Source organism: Paenibacillus sp. SRL342 (assembly GCF_984798905.1).
The window spans coordinates 4,875,256-4,894,006 of sequence record NZ_OZ481790.1 but is presented as its reverse complement, the minus strand read 5'-3'; the positions used below and the strand labels follow the sequence as shown (position 1 = coordinate 4,894,006).

General features: G+C 46.2%; 16 protein-coding genes, 1 pseudogene and 1 other annotated feature. Of the genes and pseudogenes, 15 read left to right on the top strand and 2 right to left on the bottom strand.

What is annotated here, in order from left to right; genetic code table 11:
* Window positions 1–3: 3 nt before the first annotated feature.
* The 5 genes from AC4E8D_RS21570 to AC4E8D_RS21550 all read left to right on the top strand — a co-directional run bounded on the left by AC4E8D_RS21570 (window position 4) and on the right by AC4E8D_RS21550 (window position 6,136).
* Window positions 4–273, top strand: a complete 270-nt coding sequence (locus AC4E8D_RS21570) for a YggT family protein (RefSeq protein ID WP_260632824.1) — start codon at window positions 4–6, stop codon at window positions 271–273.
* Between the two features lie 15 nt (window positions 274–288).
* On the top strand, window positions 289–1,071 hold the full coding sequence (locus AC4E8D_RS21565; protein ID WP_091014083.1) for a YlmH family RNA-binding protein: 783 nt from the start codon (window positions 289–291) through the stop codon (window positions 1,069–1,071).
* A 240-nt stretch (window positions 1,072–1,311) separates the two neighbouring features.
* Entirely contained in the window at window positions 1,312–1,821 is a 510-nt protein-coding gene (locus tag AC4E8D_RS21560; RefSeq protein ID WP_017687316.1) for a DivIVA domain-containing protein, read from the top strand.
* 57 nt (window positions 1,822–1,878) lie between these two features.
* Window positions 1,879–2,171 (top strand) — a binding site (T-box leader).
* A gap of 341 nt (window positions 2,172–2,512) precedes the next feature.
* Window positions 2,513–5,611 carry an isoleucine--tRNA ligase gene (gene ileS, locus AC4E8D_RS21555; protein ID WP_490205202.1) on the top strand — a complete coding sequence of 1,033 codons (3,099 nt, stop codon included), beginning with the start codon at window positions 2,513–2,515 and terminating at the stop codon, window positions 5,609–5,611.
* 165 nt (window positions 5,612–5,776) lie between these two features.
* Window positions 5,777–6,136 carry a DUF5665 domain-containing protein gene (locus AC4E8D_RS21550; protein WP_017687319.1) on the top strand — a complete coding sequence of 120 codons (360 nt, stop codon included), beginning with the start codon at window positions 5,777–5,779 and terminating at the stop codon, window positions 6,134–6,136.
* Window positions 6,137–6,167: 31 nt separating this feature from the next.
* Here AC4E8D_RS21550 and AC4E8D_RS21545 read toward each other — a convergent pair whose 3' ends face one another.
* The gene (locus AC4E8D_RS21545) at window positions 6,168–6,905 is read right to left on the bottom strand and encodes a TraR/DksA C4-type zinc finger protein (RefSeq protein ID WP_076211518.1); all 738 of its coding nucleotides are present in this window, start codon (window positions 6,903–6,905) and stop codon (window positions 6,168–6,170) included.
* A 221-nt stretch (window positions 6,906–7,126) separates the two neighbouring features.
* Here AC4E8D_RS21545 and lspA point away from each other — a divergent pair, with 221 nt between their 5' ends.
* From lspA to AC4E8D_RS21505, 8 genes and pseudogenes are all read left to right on the top strand, one after another.
* Entirely contained in the window at window positions 7,127–7,621 is a 495-nt protein-coding gene (lspA, locus tag AC4E8D_RS21540; protein WP_091028497.1) for a signal peptidase II, read from the top strand.
* A complete protein-coding gene (locus AC4E8D_RS21535; RefSeq protein WP_445252480.1) occupies window positions 7,614–8,576 on the top strand; it encodes an RluA family pseudouridine synthase in 963 nt (320 codons plus the stop codon). Before lspA ends, AC4E8D_RS21535 begins: the two co-directional genes overlap by 8 nt.
* A gap of 110 nt (window positions 8,577–8,686) precedes the next feature.
* Window positions 8,687–9,940, top strand: a complete 1,254-nt coding sequence (locus AC4E8D_RS21530) for an LL-diaminopimelate aminotransferase (protein WP_036674844.1) — start codon at window positions 8,687–8,689, stop codon at window positions 9,938–9,940.
* A gap of 203 nt (window positions 9,941–10,143) precedes the next feature.
* Window positions 10,144–10,984 (top strand): annotated as a pseudogene (locus tag AC4E8D_RS21525) (decaprenyl-phosphate phosphoribosyltransferase).
* A gap of 18 nt (window positions 10,985–11,002) precedes the next feature.
* Window positions 11,003–11,635, top strand: a complete 633-nt coding sequence (locus AC4E8D_RS21520; protein ID WP_036614827.1) for an HAD-IB family hydrolase — start codon at window positions 11,003–11,005, stop codon at window positions 11,633–11,635.
* 26 nt (window positions 11,636–11,661) lie between these two features.
* Window positions 11,662–11,952, top strand: a complete 291-nt coding sequence (locus AC4E8D_RS21515; protein ID WP_197997836.1) for an EamA family transporter — start codon at window positions 11,662–11,664, stop codon at window positions 11,950–11,952.
* On the top strand, window positions 11,939–12,259 hold the full coding sequence (locus AC4E8D_RS21510) for an EamA family transporter (RefSeq protein ID WP_336886750.1): 321 nt from the start codon (window positions 11,939–11,941) through the stop codon (window positions 12,257–12,259). Before AC4E8D_RS21515 ends, AC4E8D_RS21510 begins: the two co-directional genes overlap by 14 nt.
* Before the next feature lie 219 nt (window positions 12,260–12,478).
* The gene (locus tag AC4E8D_RS21505) at window positions 12,479–13,702 is read left to right on the top strand and encodes a DUF6080 domain-containing protein (RefSeq protein ID WP_490205201.1); all 1,224 of its coding nucleotides are present in this window, start codon (window positions 12,479–12,481) and stop codon (window positions 13,700–13,702) included.
* A 181-nt stretch (window positions 13,703–13,883) separates the two neighbouring features.
* Here the strand turns inward: AC4E8D_RS21505 and AC4E8D_RS21500 are convergent, their stop codons facing one another.
* On the bottom strand, window positions 13,884–16,559 hold the full coding sequence (locus AC4E8D_RS21500; protein ID WP_490205200.1) for a YhgE/Pip family protein: 2,676 nt from the start codon (window positions 16,557–16,559) through the stop codon (window positions 13,884–13,886).
* A gap of 707 nt (window positions 16,560–17,266) precedes the next feature.
* Between AC4E8D_RS21500 and pyrR the strand changes: the two genes are divergently transcribed.
* The gene (gene pyrR / locus AC4E8D_RS21495; RefSeq protein ID WP_017687330.1) at window positions 17,267–17,830 is read left to right on the top strand and encodes a bifunctional pyr operon transcriptional regulator/uracil phosphoribosyltransferase PyrR; all 564 of its coding nucleotides are present in this window, start codon (window positions 17,267–17,269) and stop codon (window positions 17,828–17,830) included.
* Window positions 17,830–18,741: an aspartate carbamoyltransferase catalytic subunit gene (locus AC4E8D_RS21490; protein ID WP_490206499.1), complete on the top strand. Its 912-nt coding sequence runs from the start codon at window positions 17,830–17,832 to the stop codon at window positions 18,739–18,741. The genes pyrR and AC4E8D_RS21490 overlap by 1 nt, the downstream gene beginning before the upstream one ends.
* Window positions 18,742–18,751: the final 10 nt, after the last annotated feature.

Genomic DNA, 18,751 nt, shown 5'->3' with positions numbered 1-18,751 from the left:
CTTTTGTATCAGATTGAAAGCGTGTTGTACACGTTATACCAGATTTACTTTTACATGGTCATTGTCTACATATTGATGTCTTGGCTTCCCAATGCGCGGGAAAGCTTCATCGGTGAATGGCTGGGCAAATTAGTGGAGCCATATCTAAGACCATTCCGTCGATTTATCCCCCCTTTGTTCGGTGTGCTGGATATTTCCCCGATTGTGGCGCTGATCGTTCTGCAACTCGCGCTTAACGGGTTGATCTCTATACTTCGGTATTTTGTATATTAGGGTAGGGTGACATAGATGAGCGGTGAAATTTACGAACATTTTAGCCATGATGAGCGAGATTTTGTAGATAAGGCTTCGGATTGGGTTGAGCGGGCAGGTAAGTATCATGACATGAAGCTAACTGACTTCCTTGATCCAAGACAGGTTTTTATATTACAGACTCTTGCCAATCGTCGTAATGACGTTCAGATTCGTCTGGATGGTGGTTACGAGGCTGCTGAACGCAAGCGTGCGCTGGTTGCACCTGATTATATGTATCTGGATGATGAGGATATGGGAATGCAGGTGCTCAGTATCACGTCTGATGATCAGAAAATCTCGGAGCTGGAGCATGGGGACTATATGGGTTCCCTGCTCGGGCTTGGGATGAAACGTGGAAAGATCGGGGATATCCAAGTGCTGGAGGACGGTTGCCATACAGTGGTGGCGGCGGAAACCGGCGCTTTTTTATCGCTTCAACTGAATCAGGTGCATCGGTTACATGTGTTCACAGAGTTACTTCCTTTGGATCAGATGCGGTGGTCAGAGAGTAAACTGGAGACGATGGACATTACGGTCGCTTCTCTTCGTTTGGATGGAATCTGCGCAGATGTGTATCGGCTTAGTCGCAGTAAAGTGCTGGTGCCAATCAAAGCTGGTCGCTGCCGTGTGAACTGGAAGGTTGAGGAAGATCCCTCCAAATCGCTAAAAGCGGGTGATGTCGTATCCATTCAGGGATTTGGCCGTTTCAAGGTTATGGAACAGGATGGGATGACCAAAAAAGGGCGCTGCCGAGTGAAAATCGGCAAATTTGCCTGAGTCTGTTGCAGGAAAATCTGCTTTCTTGTCGAAATGTTTATCATAAAGGTGTAGAAAATACGCGGTGTATCCGATATACATTAAGTCAAAGCTTTACATGAACGTTGGAGGGTGCAATTCGGATCCTGCATTCCGTATACGTTGCCAAAGTTAGGCAACAACGATACGGCCCCTTGGGTGGTACCCATATGCTGCAAACCTTCTCTGGACGGGAAGGAACTTTAACAGGAGGTGGACAGCATGCCATTAACGCCGCTGGACATACACAACAAGGAATTTTCCCGACGTTTGCGCGGGTATGACGAGGATGAAGTCAATGAATTCCTGGATCAAGTCATCAAAGATTACGAAGGCGTCATTCGCGAGAACAAAGAGCTGAGCAATCAGTTGCTGTCCGTTCAGGAGAAACTGGATCATTTTTCTACAATTGAAGAGACACTTAGCAAAACGATCATCATTGCGCAGGAAGCTGCTGATGATGTGAAGGGTAATGCGAAGAAAGAAGCGCAGTTGATCGTGAAGGAAGCAGAGAAAAATGCAGACCGGATCGTGAACGAATCGCTGGGCAAATCGCGTAAAATTGCTTTGGAAGTGGAAGAACTGAAAAAGCAGGCCTCGATTTATCGTGCCCGTTTCCGCACGCTTGTTGAAGCGCAGCTTGAACTGTTGACTCAGGATGGTTGGGAAGTGCTGGAGAGCCGGGAGCAGGAAGTGCGTGACCGTGAGCGGGAGATGAAAGAAATTTATTAGTCTGTCGCCTGGTTGACTTTTGTCTGCAAAGAGGCTATAACTATATTCATAATGAATAGTGATTCCATGACGGGTTCAGTACGTTATGATCTCATCCCTCAGAGAGTTGGTGGTTGGTGCAAACCAATGGATGAGTTATAGCCGAATATCTCCCCGGAGAAGTGACGCTGAAGCGGTGATCTTGATTGCCGTGTGTAAGCCGAACCGTAAGCCGTACGTTATAACGGCACCCTGCAGTAGTTTAGCGGGGCATAAGCGCTGTTGATGACAGAGCATACCCAGGCTTGCCTGGATGTGGTTTGTGATGAACAGAATTAGGGTGGTAACGCGAGTATAGCCTCGTCCCTTTCCAGGGACGGGGCTTTTTTGTGTCCAAAAAAGGCGAACGTTCATGAGGCCCGAAGGGACCTCAAGGAGAGAGCCCACCCGCCGGGAAAGCGAAGCACCCGGCAACACCCGCCTCGCGGTAAGGCCATGCGGCGTTCACGCAGGGAATAGCCGCAAAATGGCCGCCACTACGCACATCCCCCCCTCACCCATAAGCGCCACCGATCCCCCACCGACAACCCATCCCGGGTGTCCAGAGGGCGGAGCGCCTATGGGGTCCCCCTTGGCAAGGGGGATTTAGGGGGATTGAAACGCTTTTTGTGGACGGTCCACAATCTAACCAAAGAAAGGGAAGTTGATCATCATGCAACGAGTTGACGTCAAAGAGAAGGCACGTGCCAGAGAATTACGCGTGTTAGATAAATGGAAAACGGAGAATACATTCAAAAGGTCCATCGAAAACCGGGAGGGTAAGCCAAACTTCGTATTTTATGAAGGGCCGCCTACAGCAAACGGTAAACCGCATATCGGTCACGTACTGGGACGGGTAATCAAGGATTTCGTTGGACGGTATAATACGATGAAGGGTTACCGCGTCGTTCGTAAAGCGGGCTGGGATACACATGGTCTGCCTGTAGAACTGGGTGTACAGAAGAAGCTTGGCATCTCCCATAAGTGGGAAATCGAAGATTACGGCGTGGAGAAATTCATTAACGAATGTAAAGCGAGCGTATTCGAGTATGAGCAACAATGGCGTGATCTGACGGAAGGTATCGGTTATTGGACAGATATGGATAACCCGTATATCACCCTGGATAATAACTACATCGAAAGTGTATGGAACATCCTGGCGACGATCCATGAGAAAGGACTGTTGTATCGTGGTCACCGTGTGAGCCCGTATTGTCCGTCTTGTCAGACGACACTGAGTTCCCATGAAGTTGCACAAGGGTACAAAGACGTCAAAGACTTGAGCGCTACAGCGAAATTCAAACTGAATGACAGTGGAGAATTCGTACTTGCCTGGACGACGACACCTTGGACACTGCCTTCACACGTCGCACTTGCCGTGAATCCGGATATGGATTACTCCCGTGTTCGCCAAGAGGATGAAGTGTACATCATGGCTACCAATCTGGTTGAGAAAGTGATGAAAGATACCAAAGGTGAGTATGAAATCATTGGTGCACTGAAAGGTGCCGATCTGGTTGGCAAAACGTATGATCCTCCGTTCAACTACGTACAGGCTGAGAAAGCCAACATCATTTTGGGCGCAGGATTTGTAACGGATGCCAGTGGTACGGGTATCGTACACATGGCTCCTGCCCATGGTGAAGATGACTACCGGGTATGCCGTGAGAATGGCATCAGCTTTGTCAACATGGTGGACCTGGAAGGCAAATTTGTCGCAGAGGTTACTGACTTTGCCGGACGTTTCGTGAAGGATTGTGATATTGATATCGTGAGATATCTGTCCGAGAAGGGACGTTTGTTCAGCAAAGAAAAATATGAGCACAGCTATCCATTCTGCTGGCGTTGTGATACACCACTTCTGTACTATGCTATGGACAGCTGGTTTATCCAAACGACAGCCATCAAGGATCAACTGATTGCCAACAACAGTGAAGTGGACTGGTACCCGGGTCATGTTCGTGAAGGTCGTTTCGGGAAGTTCCTTGAAGATCTGGTGGATTGGAACATCAGCCGTGACCGTTATTGGGGAACACCACTGAACATCTGGGTATGTGAGGAGACTGGCGAACAATTTGCTCCACACAGCATTGCTGAATTGCGTGCTCGTGCGGTAGGCGACGTGCCTGAGAATCTTGAATTGCACAAACCATACGTGGATGACGTTAAAGTCATGAGCTCTTGTGGCAAATATGAAATGAAACGTACACCGGAAGTGATTGATGTCTGGTTCGACAGCGGTTCTATGCCGTTTGCCCAGCAGCACTATCCATTTGAAAATAAAGAAGTATTCGAACAGCAGTATCCTGCAGATATGATCTGTGAGGGGATCGACCAGACACGTGGCTGGTTCTACAGCTTGCTGGCAGTTTCTACTCTTTTGACAGGCAAGGCGCCTTACAAAGCGGTTATGGCTACAGGTCACGTCCTCGACGAGAACGGACAGAAGATGTCCAAATCCAAAGGTAACGTTATCGATCCTTGGGAAGTGATTGAAGAATACGGTACAGATGCATTCCGCTGGGCATTGCTGTCTGACAGTGCACCGTGGAACAGCAAACGTTTCTCCAAAGGCATCGTAGGCGAAGCGAAATCCAAAATGGTGGATACGCTGGTCAACACCCATGCATTCCTGACGCTTTACGCGACCATTGACGGATTTGATCCACAGGAGCATCCGTTCCAACTGTCCGCTCACAAGCTGGATCGCTGGATTCTGTCGAGACTGAACAGCCTGATCCTGGTTGTAGAAAAAGCGTTGTTGGTTAACGACTATCTGAACTCTTCCAAAGCGATTGAAGCGTTTGTTGATGAGTTGAGTAACTGGTATATCCGTCGTTCCCGTGACCGGTTCTGGGGAAGTGGCCTGACAGAGGATAAATTGGACGCTTACCGTACATTGACTGAGGTGCTGGTGACTACTGCGAAGCTGGTTGCTCCGTTCACACCGATGCTTGCAGAGGATATCTATCTGAACCTTGCAACAGGTGAGAGTGTACACATGGAAGACTATCCTGTAGCCAATGAAGCGCTGATTGATGCAGGACTGGAACAGGATATGGAGACGGCTCGCCGCGTGGTTGAACTTGCCCGTAACGTTCGTAACGAAACAGGCATCAAGACACGTCAGCCGCTGTCCGAATTGATCGTTTCCCTGGATAAAGGCTTTGACCTCGCAAGTTATGAAGAGATCATCAAGGAAGAGATCAATGTGAAGGGAATTCGTACAGAGCATAATGATGCGGAATTCGTTGACTTTACATTGAAGCTGAACCTGAAGGTCGCAGGTAAAAAATACGGCAAAAACGTAGGTTTCCTGCAAAACTTCTTCAAGGGGATGTCCGCAGATGAGACACGTAAAGTCGTTTCGGAAGGTGTGCTGAATATCGTTTCTCCGGAAGGCGAAGAGCTACAAGTGACGAGCGAAGAATTGTTGGTTGATAAACAGGCCAAATCAGGCTTTGCCTCAGCATCTGGTTACGGTCTGACGGTTGCGCTCAATACCGAAATCACGACAGCATTGGAACAGGAAGGCTGGGTCCGTGAAGTGGTTCGTGCCGTGCAAGATACGCGGAAACGACTGGACCTGCCGATTGAGAAAAGAGTACGTTTGACGCTGGATGTGGATGCAGCACTTCAGGAAGCTATTCAGGCGTTTGATGATGTTTTGCGTGAAAATGTACTCGTAACCGAAGTGACATTTGGCACGAATGAGGCCATGGAACGTGTTGAAGCCGGAGGCAAATCGATCGGTATTTACATCGAAGCGTAATTCGGAGCATTTCCCATTCAACAGTGACAAAATATAGAGCATAAACTAACGAGCCGCAGAGGCAGGGACATATTCCCTGTATCTGGGCTCGTTTGGTTTTTAGGCAAAAAGGAAATGATTCTATTGTACAGTCAATCTATATTGATCAAAGGAACTGAGCAAAACATGAGCGAACATGACAAGCAAACCGCATCCACTTCACAACAATCAACATCAGATAATCTGAATTCCCATGACAAAATTGAAGAGTTACATACCCTGACGAACCGTCTGGCGAATGAACTGGAACGTTCACGAATAGCGCAATACACAGAATTGCTGAACAGACCATGGAAATTGATTGGACTTAACCTGTTGTCAGGAGCCGCCCGAGGTGTGGGGATCGCGATTGGGTTTACCTTTTTCGCAGCAACGATCATTTACGTTTTGCAGCTACTTGGGGCGCTCAATCTTCCCATTGTTGGAGACTACATCGCTGATATTGTGCGCATTGTCCAGCGTCAGCTTGATATGAACACCTATTAAGCGATTAAAGGTGAAGGATATCAAAGTGCATTTAGTACATGTCATCCGTCTCCATATCTGGTTCTAACAGACCCTCGCCCTCACGGTTCTCCAGGTACTGGCGATATTGCCGATTGCGCACGATGGAGACGTCATGACCATAGATGTCTGTTGCAACAAAGCTTTCGTACGCTTCAACGCAGCCTTCCACTTCATCGGTGGCTTCAATCGCCATAACATCATAGCTGTCGATATCACGCCCTTCAGCCATGGCTGGTGAGTTCGATGTGCCCCAGCTCTCAACGATCTGCCAGGCATCCTCGCCATCGAAGCCATTTTGGTCATCACGTTCGTCCAGACTGGTTCGACCAAATGCCGGGGCAAGGAATTCTTCCTCTACAGGACGGTTCTCAGAGACAACGGTTTCCGGTTGATGTTTTTTGCAGTATTTGGTGTAGGGAACAGCTTCCATGCGTTCATAAGGGATGGGTTGCTGGCAGACCGCACATGTACCGTAATGTCCTTCTTCGATGGAGTGCAGTGCAGAATCGATACGTTCCAATTGGAATTCATCATGTTCCAGCAGGGAAATATCTTTCTCGCGTTCATACACCTCCGTGGCTATGTCACCAGGATGGTTATCAATTGGTGATAATTCACCTGTCTGTAGTTTAAGGGAATCTCCAAGGCCATAATGCTCGTTTTCCGAAAGTCTATGTTCAATATCGCGCTTATCGGACATCAGTTGGGAACGTAAAAATTGCAGTTGTTCGTTAGTAAAATGTGACATGATTTTCCCCTTTCTGCTTTCATGCTGGAATCCGGATTTTGACTCTATTGTAGGATGTGCCATTAAGGGCAAGATTACAGAAGGGAAATGTTATCGTTTTTGCCATAAGCATTGCGATGTAGCACGTCGTGGACGATTTCCAAACAGCTGTGCTACAATAAACAAGTCTGGCGTAAGCCTGGTATCGTTTGGAAAAGACAAGAACGGAGTGACAAACAAACGTGGTGTATTATATCCTCGCTTTTATCGTATTTTTATTGGATCAGGGAACCAAGTATCTGATTGCAACCCGGATGGAACTCAGAGAAGAAATTCCGGTCATCGGCAATTTCTTTGTCATCACATCACATCGTAATTCAGGGGCAGCATTTGGCATTCTGCAAGACCAGCGTTGGTTCTTTATCGTGGTTACGTTGATTGTGGTCGTTGCCTTGATTTGGTATTTGCAAAAGGTAAAAGATACCCCGCACAAATTGCTGCCTGTGGCGCTTAGTCTGGTGCTTGGTGGAGCAATTGGCAACTTCCTTGACCGGGCATTGACCGGAGAAGTTGTAGATTTTGTACAGCTTAATTTTGGAAGTTATACGTTTCCCATTTTTAACATCGCCGATTCGGCAATCTGCATCGGTGTAGCGTTGATCATTGTGGAGACGTTGCTTGAAGGACGGCGCGAAAAAGCAGCCGCGAAGATTGAAGGGAATGAACATCATGAGTAATCCGAATAAGGAACAGATTAACGACGAAGAACTAATGAATGGCAATGAACGTATGGAATGGACCGTTGCCGCTGAACATAAAAAAGAACGAATTGACAAATATATTACGGAAGCCGTGGATAACGTATCTCGCTCCCAAGTTCAATTGTGGATCGGAGACGGAATGGTTACGGTAAATGGTACTGTAGTCAAAGCCAATGCCAAGTTATCCGAAGGGGATCTGGTTGAGTTACAGATTCCAGAACCAGCTGCTGTGGAGATCATTGCCGAAGATATTCCGCTGGAAGTGGTATATGAAGATAGCGACCTGATCGTGATCAACAAACAGCGTGGTCTTGTGGTGCATCCGGCACCAGGACACACGTCGGGTACCCTCGTTAATGCACTCATGTATCATTGCAAAGACCTCTCGGGTATTAATGGGGAGTTGCGTCCTGGTATTGTGCATCGTATCGATAAGGATACATCTGGCCTGATTATGGCTGCCAAGAACGATCGTGCGCATGCATCACTGGCTGCTCAGTTGAAGGAACATACGGTGAATAGACGGTATATTGCGCTTGTTCATGGTCATCTTAACCATGATCAAGGGACCATTGATGCACCGATTGGACGCGATACCAATGACCGCAAAATGTATACGGTCACAGAACGTAACAGTAAACATGCCGTTACGCATTTTACCGTTACAGAGCGGATTAATGATTACACCTTGCTGGAATTGAAACTGGAGACAGGACGTACTCACCAGATTCGGGTTCACATGAAATTTATTGGTCACCCACTTGTAGGAGATCCAACTTATGGACGGAATAAAGGCATCAAAATGCAAGGACAGGCTCTTCATGCGGCCATTCTTGGATTTGTGCATCCAACAACGGGAGAATACCTTGAATTTTCAGCTCCGATTCCGCAAGATATGGAAGACGTGCTCGCCTCGCTACGCAGTCGTTAACAGCTCCAAGAAAGTACAAATGTTCGGATACTTTGTCCATGGCTTTGATCACGCAAATGCTTCATATTAAAGTGTAGAAATTTGCGTCAAATGAGGAGATGAACAACGTTATGAGTATCGATAAATACCAAGAAACTTACATTCAGACTAATTTTGCCGACCGTATCGGTGGCTCCAACTATGGTAAAGACACGAACATTTATAAATTCGAGAAAATCAAACGTGCCAAAGCTTCGGCCAAAAAAGATTTTCCCGATGTGGAACTGATTGACCTTGGTGTAGGTGAACCGGACGAAATGGCTGATGCAGGCATTGTAGCTGCACTTGCAGAAGAAGCTTCCAGACCTGAGAACCGTGGTTATGCTGACAATGGTATTCCTGAATTCAAAGCTGCTGCTGCTTCCTACCTGAAAAACGTATTCAACGTAGAAGGTATCGATGCAGATACTGAGATCGTGCACTCCATTGGTTCAAAACCGGCTTTGGCGATGATGCCTTCATGCTTCATCAATCCGGGTGATGTGACGATCATGACCGTTCCAGGTTACCCGGTTATGGGTACACATACGAAGTATCTGGGTGGAGAAGTGTTCAACATCCAGTTGACGAAAGAGAACAACTTCTTGCCTGATCTGACGGCTATTCCGGAAGACATCGCAAAACGTGCGAAGTTGCTCTACCTGAACTATCCGAACAACCCAACAGGTGCAAGTGCAACAGTGGAGTTCTTCACTGAAGTCGTGGAGTGGGCGAAGAAATATAATGTTGTGGTTGTACATGATGCTCCATATGCAGCATTGACGTATGATGGCAAAAAACCGTTCAGCTTCCTCTCGGTACCTGGTGCGAAGGATGTCGGCGTAGAGCTGCACTCTCTGTCCAAGTCCTACAACATGACAGGTTGGAGAATCGGATTTGTAGCGGGTAACCCGCTTGTAGTCAAAGCATTCAGCGACGTGAAGGACAACAATGACTCCGGTCAGTTCATCGCGATTCAAAAGGCTGCTGCTTATGGATTGAATCACCCTGAGATCACGGAAAAAATTGCAGAGAAATATTCCCGTCGTCACGACATGCTCGTTGCCGCACTGAACGAACTGGGCTTCCAGGCTGAAAAACCTAAAGGTTCATTCTTCCTGTATGTTGAAGCACCAAAAGGTGTGGTTGGTGGACGTCGCTTCGAATCCGGCGAAGATTTCTCCCAATTCCTGATCCGTGAGAAACTGATCTCATCCGTACCTTGGGATGATGCGGGTAACTTTGTTCGTTTCTCCGTAACCTTTGAAGCGAAGGGTGAAGAGGAAGAGAAACGTGTTATTGCTGAGATCAAACGTCGTCTGAGCGACGTACAATTTGAATTTTAATCGCAGTACCCAATAGTTAAATCATGTACTAACGAAGAGACCGGATACGGTCTCTTTTTTTATGCCCATATTAGATTTTTTTCATTTACTCCCTTTACAAAATTATACAAGCAACATATGATTAGATCTTTACGTTATTTGTTATATACAGAAGTTGTTTTTGAAGGGAGTTATTTCAATTGTTATCATCACGAACAAGTACGGTGTCCTCACCGGCAACAGGAACAGGTAGTACAGTGTCAGGATTATTCAGATTGTTAAGACCCAAACAGTGGACCAAAAATCTGCTGTTATTTGCTGCGTTACTATTCTCTTTTGAGGAGATTCGGACTGAAACCATTCTTGCGACGTTGCTTGGTTTTATTCTATTTAGCCTCGTTGCAGGCTGTGTGTATATTTTAAATGACTTTGTAGACCGGGACAGGGATCGACAGCATCCGGTGAAAAAGTATCGTTCTTCTATTAATCCTTTCCGTAGGAACGGCCTTCATGATGAACCCTCTATTCGGGGTGTTATGTATCGTCTATTTCCTGTTGAATGTGTCGTATTCATTTGTGCTGAAACATCTCGTTATCCTGGATATGATGACCATTGCAGCCGGGTTTGTACTTCGTGCCATTGCAGGTGGTGTGCTGATCCATGTGCCATTCACACCGTGGTTTTTGATCTGTACCATGCTGTTGTCGTTGTTTTTGGCTATTGGCAAACGCAGAAATGAACTTACGTTGCTTGAGGGAAATACGGGATCACATCGTAAGGTTTTGGATAACTACTCCATTACGTTACTGGATCAATTCAATACGATTGTGACGACAGCTACGATTATCAGTTATTCCCTGTTCACATTCACTTCAGATCGAACCATTCATCTCATGTGGACGATTCCATTGGTCATTTACGGCATGTTCCGTTACCTGTATCTGATCCATATGAAGAACCAGGGAGGCTCGCCCGATCGTGTGCTGTTTGAGGACAAGCCCATATTAATTACGGTTATGTTGTATGTGATAAGTGTTGTTACAATCTTTGCAATCTTTGAATAAAAGCTGAGGGGGATCAGGGTGAAAAGCACGAAAGTCGCCATTTTTGATATTGATAAAACGATCATACGCAGTGATTCCATGTTTCAATTTGTGCATTACGGTGTTCGCCGTTACCCATGGCAGGTATGGAGATTACCTGTCATCGCATTACATACCGTGTTATTCAAGGCAGGCTTCATGACGGTTGAACAAGTCAAACGATCCTACTTTCAAGAAATTGAGCGTATGTCTGAAAAAGATCTCGAACATTTCTTTGATACCCGCTTGCGTACGTCCATTTTTGCCGAGGCCAGTGTAGAGATGCAACATCGCAAAGAAGCAGGTTATCATGTCTTGCTGGTAACTGCATCTCCGCATGCCTATATGAAATACTTTAATAATTTTCCCTGGGTGGATCATGTAATTGGAACTGAACTTGTCCGTCATGAGAATGGTTACACATGCAGAGTTGATGGCAGCAATTGCAAAGGGGAAGAGAAGGTACGCCGAATTCAGGCTTATCTGAGTGAGAAGAATATGGTCATTGATTATGACCAGTCCTGTTCCTACTCGGATTCTTTATCCGACCTTCCAGTCATGCAACTTGTAAGTCAACGATACTTTATTAACAAGCGTGTTCCGGACATGGAGGCATTAACGTGGGGGAAATAAAATCGCGTCATACTGGTAAATGGTTGATGCTCGTTTCCGCTTTTCTGACAGCAACGGGTCAATTGTTCTGGAAATGGGGACTAACCGAGTGGATTTACCTGGGTGTTGGTTTTCTGTGTTATGGACTTGGAGCGATTTTGATGATTAAAGCTTTTGCTCTGGAAAAACTCTCTGTTGCTTATCCTCTGATGTGTGCCAGCTATGTATTTGCCTTAATCTATGGGTATTTTTTGCTTGGGGAAGAAATTACGGTGCAGAAGCTGGCAGCAGTTGTGCTGCTTGGAATCGGGGTGACATTAACCAGTGTTGATCGATAGCTGGATGGTTGCCGTATTAATTGTCATGACGTTGTGTGGTGCACTGGGCGGGGCCGGACTGAAAGCTTATGCCTCCAGTCGCAATCGTCTGCATGTACTCATGGGACTTGGATTCTACGGAACGGGCGCGTTGCTGAATATTGTATTGTTGAAGTTTCTTCCATTAACCGTAGTGTTGCCTGCAAACGCATTAACATATGTGTGGACTCTTATCATAGCGCGACTGGTATTTAAAGAGACAGTGGGCCCTTTACGCTGGATCGGTGTGGCATGTATTATGGGTGGCTTACTATTACTGGTGTTCTAATTTTAACTAACGATTATTTACACGAGTACTACGATGACAGAATAACCTTCCAATCGCTGTTATCCCCAGATTTTTTTGATCCCTTTTCAAGGGGAAATCTGGTGATAAAGGCGAACGCTCCCGCTTCTTCAGGTTTTTTCTGTCTTCTCCGTTTTTGTATAAATGATTAGTTCAAATTATGATAGTTTTTATAAAATTTATTGGATGTGAAATGAAAGCATGAACTTTTTAGATTACTTATTTTATAATCGCAGAGCCAACTGGACAGCCTTTTATCTGTTTGCAGGATTTGCTCTGTTCTATGGTTTAATGAACGGCTCGTATGTTCTGTACATTGAAAATAATGCAGAGATGCTTGGGGCGTATAGCCCATTTAATACGACGCTGTTTCCAATCAATTTATTCAACTTTGATCCTTCAATGTATTATGGGGACAACAGTTCTTCCGTGATCCATCCGCTGATTTCCTTTCTCGCAGTCACCCTTGCGGCTGTAGCGAAACTTCTGGGAGGCAACTGGTTCTTTCTAATTTTGCAATCGCTGGTGAATGCGGGTTCGGTGGTGCTGGCGTATCTGTTCCTGAGTCAAAAAGAAGATAAACCGACCATCGTACCGCTGCTGTTTGCCTTACTGTTTGGTTTCAGTTCCTACCTGATGTATACCGCGTTGATCCCGGATTCGTATCCTTATGTACAGTTCGTTATTCTGTTCTCAGTGGTTTACATGCAGTATACTCGTGAGCGTCAGGACGTACGTTATGTACCTAATGCATTGCTTGCATCGATTAACTTTGGACTAACCTCGACAAACATCGTACCATTTGCTGCTGCCACTTTCTTCAATATGCATGCATGGCGCAATAAGGCGAATTTGAAAAAATACATCGGCATCATGGCACTGGCGGTTCTGATGATCGTCGTATTAACTGGCATTCAGTACGTTGCCTTTGGAGGTCGCAGCTGGGTTAGTAACTGGTTGATGGGCATTCAAAATGGTGGAACCAGCTATGCAACACCTTTCCAGTTTGCTGTTCATTGGAAAGTATTGAACATGTTAACTATTAATCCGATGCTGACACCGAAGATGCATTTACTGGACCCGGGCATGGCGGCCTTTGTTACCGATCTATCCCGTTCCAATCCAATCTATGTGCAGATGACAGGTATCTTTATTTTACTACTGGCATTCATGGGCTTCATTAAAGGCTTTCGTGAACGTGAAGTATGGACCCTTGCGCCATACATTTTGTTTGCCTTTTTGCTTCATGTCGTCGTGGGTTTTGGTCTGGCTGTATTTCAATATGATATGTACCTGTATGCGGGGCATTATCTGTTTGCATTCTTCCTGTTGGGTGGAGGTTTTGTCATCAGCCTTCGTCTGGGATTGGGGAAAAAAAGTGGTTATAGGCTTGATCATGTTATGTGTTATCGTTACGGCAAGTAACAATATCTATCGCCATGTAGAAACATTAACAACAATCAAGCAATCCTATAATCAGTTGGAACAGGAACGCTCAGTGAAATAGTCAAATAATCAAAATGTATCGATTCATATAAGGAAATAAAAAAAGGCCATTGGATGGAAAGTCCAATGGCCTTATCTATTTTAGTATCCAGCACATGAGTTAAGCAATAATTTTGGTTTTCTTGGCATTCTCGGCTGAACGTTTGGTGAGACTGCTGAGTGGGCGTTTCAAAGCAAGTGCAACGATGAGACTCAGCGCGATGAACATACACAACCACAGAATATCCTTGATGGCAGTAGGCCACAATATGCCGCCGACCGACTCACGCAGCAGACTGATCGCATACGTGAAGGGCATGAACGGATTCAATGCCTGGAAAAAGGGGGATGTCATGCTGATTGGGAACGTACCGCCGGAGCTGGAGAACTGGAACACCATGAAGATAATGGCGATCCCTTTTCCGATATTCCCAAAAACGGACAGCAGGGTGTATGTTATGGTGACAAATACGGCACTCACCAGCATGGCAAACAGGACAAACCACAGTTTATCTGCGACATAGGTACCCAGGATTAAGATATCTCCCAGGGTGACGCATATCGCCTGAAGTAACCCAATGGTCAGAAAAGTAGCGAGACGTCCAAGATACAGTTCATATCCCCGGAACTTACCCCCTGGATTCTCAGCTTCGGCACGAAGCAGAGAAATCAGCAGTGTTGAGCCAACCCACAAGGACAACACGCTATAAAATGGTGACATGGCCGATCCATAATTCGGAATCGGATAAAGCTGTTGTTCTTTGATTTTCACGGGACTCGAAAGGAAAGCACTCTCTTCCTCAATGTCGCCGCGCAGAAGCTTTGCAAGTTCGGCAAACTGGTTATTACCTTCAACTTCCCTGAGCTTGTCCGCAGCCTTGCTGATAGCACTTTTCAATGCTGGCAGATCATCACGTACAAGCGCGGCAACACGGTGAACTCCTTTTTCGACCTCCGGCAGCTGGTTCTGGACAAAATCCGATGCCTTGCCTATCTGTTTCTCGGCATTAGGCAGATCATTACGAACAAAATCAGCGGCTTCGTTCAGTTTGTTTCCCAGCTTGGGCAGATCGTTTCGAATTAATGAAGACACTGTGTTCAGAGCTTGGATAAAACCTTCACTTTTGTTCGCGAGTGTCTCTGATATCTCATGGATCTTAGATTGTATTTGGGGCAGTTCGCTCTGGATTTTTGTCAACTCAGTCCGCCCAAACATAATTCCTTCTTTGGCAGACGCAAGAATGTCCGCAATATCCGGAATACGATCTTTTGCTCCTTGTAGAGTTTCTGCTGAAGTGGAGAGGATAGACCTAAGCTTGTCCGTACCAGCTGCAAGTGCAGGCGATATTTCACTTTCATAGGTGTTTAAGATATTGCCAATCCCGCTGCTGATGTCCTTTGAGAGAGTATTTAACTGAGCGATGACGTCTGTCGGTGGAGTTGTATTACGACGCATGGCATCACTGATGATGCTAGCCAAGCGGATTTGCAACTGAAGTTTATCTGAAATGGAGTTCAGTTGTGTAATTTTATCGGCAAGTGGTTGGCTTGGAAGCAAGTTATTGATGTTGCCCAGTAGTTCTGCCATACTGTCCACGAGTTTTACCGCAATCCCTAAACGCGAAGCAATCCGGTCGAGATCTTCTGCTGTAGGAAGGTTACTAAGATCCGAATGTTGCAATTGTGCAAATACGTCTCCTGCAGCGTTAGTAATCTGCTGCACCAGCAGCAGATTTTGGCGGATCGCCGGGCCAATTGTCTGAAACACTTCTTCACTGGAATCCACGAACTGATTTAATCCCTCTGCAAGCTCAATCCCGTTGCCAGCGATTTGTGATACTTTGTCCAAATCTTGCTCTGCTGCCGTTACGATAGACAGAGCTTTGTTGGTTTTATCCAACGCCGTTTGGATGACATCTGCTACCTGGCCAAAGTTTTCATCCACTTCTCGAATGCGTTCTACCGCTTTTTGTATATCCGGTATCCGCCCTTGAATAGCCAGCACTTCGGAAGCCGCATCATTAATTTGTGGCCAATACTCCTGCACCTTGAGCACATACTGTGCTGCTTCATTGATTTCAGGCAGTTTTTTCTCGATTTCAACGATCTTTTGAGCATCTTTTACAATCTCAGGCATGGCTTTTTCTACTTCCAGAACCTTTTGACCAGCGGCTTGAATAGCCGGAAGATTTTTCTCCAGCGTAAAAATGCCATTCTCCATCTTGCGCAATGTTGGAAGCTGGGAATTAATCTCAACCCCGGCTTCATTCAACTTGGTTAGAACGGCCTCACTGACGGCTTCAGTGAAATTTTCATTGATTTGTGTTGTTATGGCAGATACACCAGAGCCTGTGATTTTAGGAGCAATGGCATTTACCTTTTCATTAACGGTATAGATTACCTCTGGGCGTTCCAGCTTTCCGTCAACGATACCTGTAATTTTGGACGAAAAGTCTCCGGGAATGAGCAGGCTGGCATAATATTCTCCTGTTTGTACCCCGCGACTAGCCTCAGCTCGATCTACAAAAGTCCAGCCCAGCTTTTCGTTGTTTTTGAGGCTAGATACCAGTTCGTCTCCGATATTAATATTGGTTCCTTCAACAGTCGTACCCGCGTCCTCGCTTGTCACTGCAATTTTGATCCCCTGGGTATTACTGTACGGGTCCCATACGGACTTCACGTTGACCCAGTCATACACCCCGGGAAGTAAAATAATAGCCACAATTAGAAATATACCTGTGGGAACCTTCAGAATATGCAACCAGTCTGTTTTGTAAACGTGCCAAATGTGACGCATGACTTCCTCCTAAATGTACATAAATGTAGGCGTATCTTATTTCTATGTCGCATATTTGTGAATCTTATGTATATCGGCATTATTGCAGCATCTATGAATGGGTTCATGTTTATAAACTGTACCCATTTCACTCGGTACTAATTCGGAGTCTTCATATATTACTTAAATGAACTCACCGTTTGTTCTAAAAAGAAGTGTTTTGTCTCTACTTGAGTATAGTCAGAGGTTTATTTTGGTTATATCAAATTTCTCATTTGCCTATGGATAATTATGCAGAAATGTTGTATAATTATGAATAACCAATGAGATGTATTGTGCATGGATGTTTTTCAGCCTAACTGCTGATTCTAAGAAGAACGTAGCAGAGGGTTTTCACCTGCGATGGTGAGGTGTTGACAGGGGGTTGTCTTTCTGTCATAATTCATGAAGACAAACGGACATATTGATTACAGAACCCTGTGAGGTCCTGCAATATGAACGACATGAATAGCACCTTTAAATCAGTCCCGTGAGACTGGCAAGGTAACGTGAACGATACATCGTTTTTTTGCTGCGGCAAATGAAGCGATGCATCCCCGAGAGTAAACTTTCTTCAGAGCGGTCTGAAGTTCGGAGACTCCTTGCCAATAAACACGGCAAGGAGTCTTTTTTTTTCTCCTCGTCACGGGGCCATGATGCTGAAGGGAAATCCTGAGGAGGCTGAACGCATGAGCACAGAGACACATGTCATTATGGATGAGACGGCGATCCGCCGCGCATTAACACGGATTGCCCATGAGATATTGGAGAAAAACAAAGGAATCGACGATTGTGTGTTGGTCGGTATTCGTACACGCGGGGTTTACCTGGCAGAACGGATTGCCGCCAAGATTGAAGAAATCGAAGGCGCCAAAGTCCCCTGGGGAGAACTGGATGTGACTCCTTACCGCGATGACCGCTTGGACGAAAATAAAGCGAATCGCAAGGAAATGTTGATTATGACACCTGAATCACTTTCGATCCACAACAAAAAAGTGATTTTGTTCGATGATGTGCTCTATACCGGACGGACGATTCGCGCAGCGATGGATGCCCTGATGGACTGTGGAAGACCGCAGAACATTCAGCTGGCTGTACTCGCAGACCGCGGACACCGGGAACTTCCGATCCGACCTGATTTTATCGGCAAGAATGTGCCGACTTCCAAATCAGAGGAGATCGAGGTTGCACTCATGGAAACAGACGGACAGGACGAAGTCAAAATCACTCAGAACCGGGGGGAACAAGCATGATGATTACACAACCAGCATTGAGAGACCGGAGCTTGCTTGGACTGAAGGAACTTAGCCGAGAAGAAATTGATTCGATTCTGAACAGAGCAGCTCACTGGGAAGCCCAGAAAGAGAAACTGGTTCCAGTACTGGAATCACGCTTCGTCGCCAATATGTTCTTCGAAAACAGCACACGTACCCGCTTCTCGTTCGAAATGGCAGAGAAACGCTTGGGCGCACAAGTGCTGAACTTCACGGCAGCGGCATCCAGTGTGGAAAAGGGAGAGTCCATCTACGATACGGTACGCACACTTGAGTCGATGGGCATTGATGCAGGCGTGATCCGGTTAAAACCGGCAGGCGTTCTGCAACAATTGGCTCAGAAAGTGAATGTACCACTTGTTAACGCCGGAGATGGTAACAATGAGCATCCCACGCAGGCACTACTGGATCTCTACACAATGCGGAAAGCATTCGGCGAACTGAAGGGCTTGCGTGTCTCCATTATTGGTGACATTCTGCATAGTCGGGTAGCACGCTCCAACCTCTGGGCGCTGCAAAAGTTTGGTGCAGATGTACGATTCTGTGCACCACCAACGATGCAAGCATCGGAACTCGCAGAGCATGCTCCTTATGTCGGTCTTGAAGAAGCGCTGGATGCAGATGTAGTCATGATGCTCCGTGTTCAATTGGAACGTCATCAACATGGCTTGATTACTTCAGCTGAGGATTATCGCGAACACTACGGATTGACGGAAGAACGTGCGTCACGCCTAAAACCAAGTACGATTATCATGCACCCTGCTCCTGTGAATCGCAATGTCGAGGTAGATGACGCGGTTGTGGAGAGTGAAGCATCGCGGATCTTCCCGCAGATGGCAAACGGCGTTCCGATCCGCATGGCGGTTATGGAACGTGCGATGAAACTGTAACAGGGTCTGG

Excerpts from the sequence above, each read along its gene's own strand:
- AC4E8D_RS21565 (WP_091014083.1), top strand. The coding sequence starts at position 289 with ATGAGCGGTGAAATTTACGAACATTTTAGCCATGATGAGCGAGATTTT.
- AC4E8D_RS21560 (WP_017687316.1), top strand. The coding sequence starts at position 1,312 with ATGCCATTAACGCCGCTGGACATACACAACAAGGAATTTTCCCGACGT.
- ileS (WP_490205202.1), top strand. The coding sequence starts at position 2,513 with ATGCAACGAGTTGACGTCAAAGAGAAGGCACGTGCCAGAGAATTACGC.
- AC4E8D_RS21550 (WP_017687319.1), top strand. The coding sequence starts at position 5,777 with ATGAGCGAACATGACAAGCAAACCGCATCCACTTCACAACAATCAACA.
- AC4E8D_RS21545 (WP_076211518.1), bottom strand. The coding sequence starts at position 6,905 with ATGTCACATTTTACTAACGAACAACTGCAATTTTTACGTTCCCAACTG.
- AC4E8D_RS21535 (WP_445252480.1), top strand. The coding sequence starts at position 7,614 with ATGAGTAATCCGAATAAGGAACAGATTAACGACGAAGAACTAATGAAT.
- AC4E8D_RS21530 (WP_036674844.1), top strand. The coding sequence starts at position 8,687 with ATGAGTATCGATAAATACCAAGAAACTTACATTCAGACTAATTTTGCC.
- AC4E8D_RS21515 (WP_197997836.1), top strand. The coding sequence starts at position 11,662 with ATGCTCGTTTCCGCTTTTCTGACAGCAACGGGTCAATTGTTCTGGAAA.
- AC4E8D_RS21505 (WP_490205201.1), top strand. The coding sequence starts at position 12,479 with ATGAACTTTTTAGATTACTTATTTTATAATCGCAGAGCCAACTGGACA.
- AC4E8D_RS21500 (WP_490205200.1), bottom strand. The coding sequence starts at position 16,559 with ATGCGTCACATTTGGCACGTTTACAAAACAGACTGGTTGCATATTCTG.
- pyrR (WP_017687330.1), top strand. The coding sequence starts at position 17,267 with ATGAGCACAGAGACACATGTCATTATGGATGAGACGGCGATCCGCCGC.
- AC4E8D_RS21490 (WP_490206499.1), top strand. The coding sequence starts at position 17,830 with ATGATTACACAACCAGCATTGAGAGACCGGAGCTTGCTTGGACTGAAG.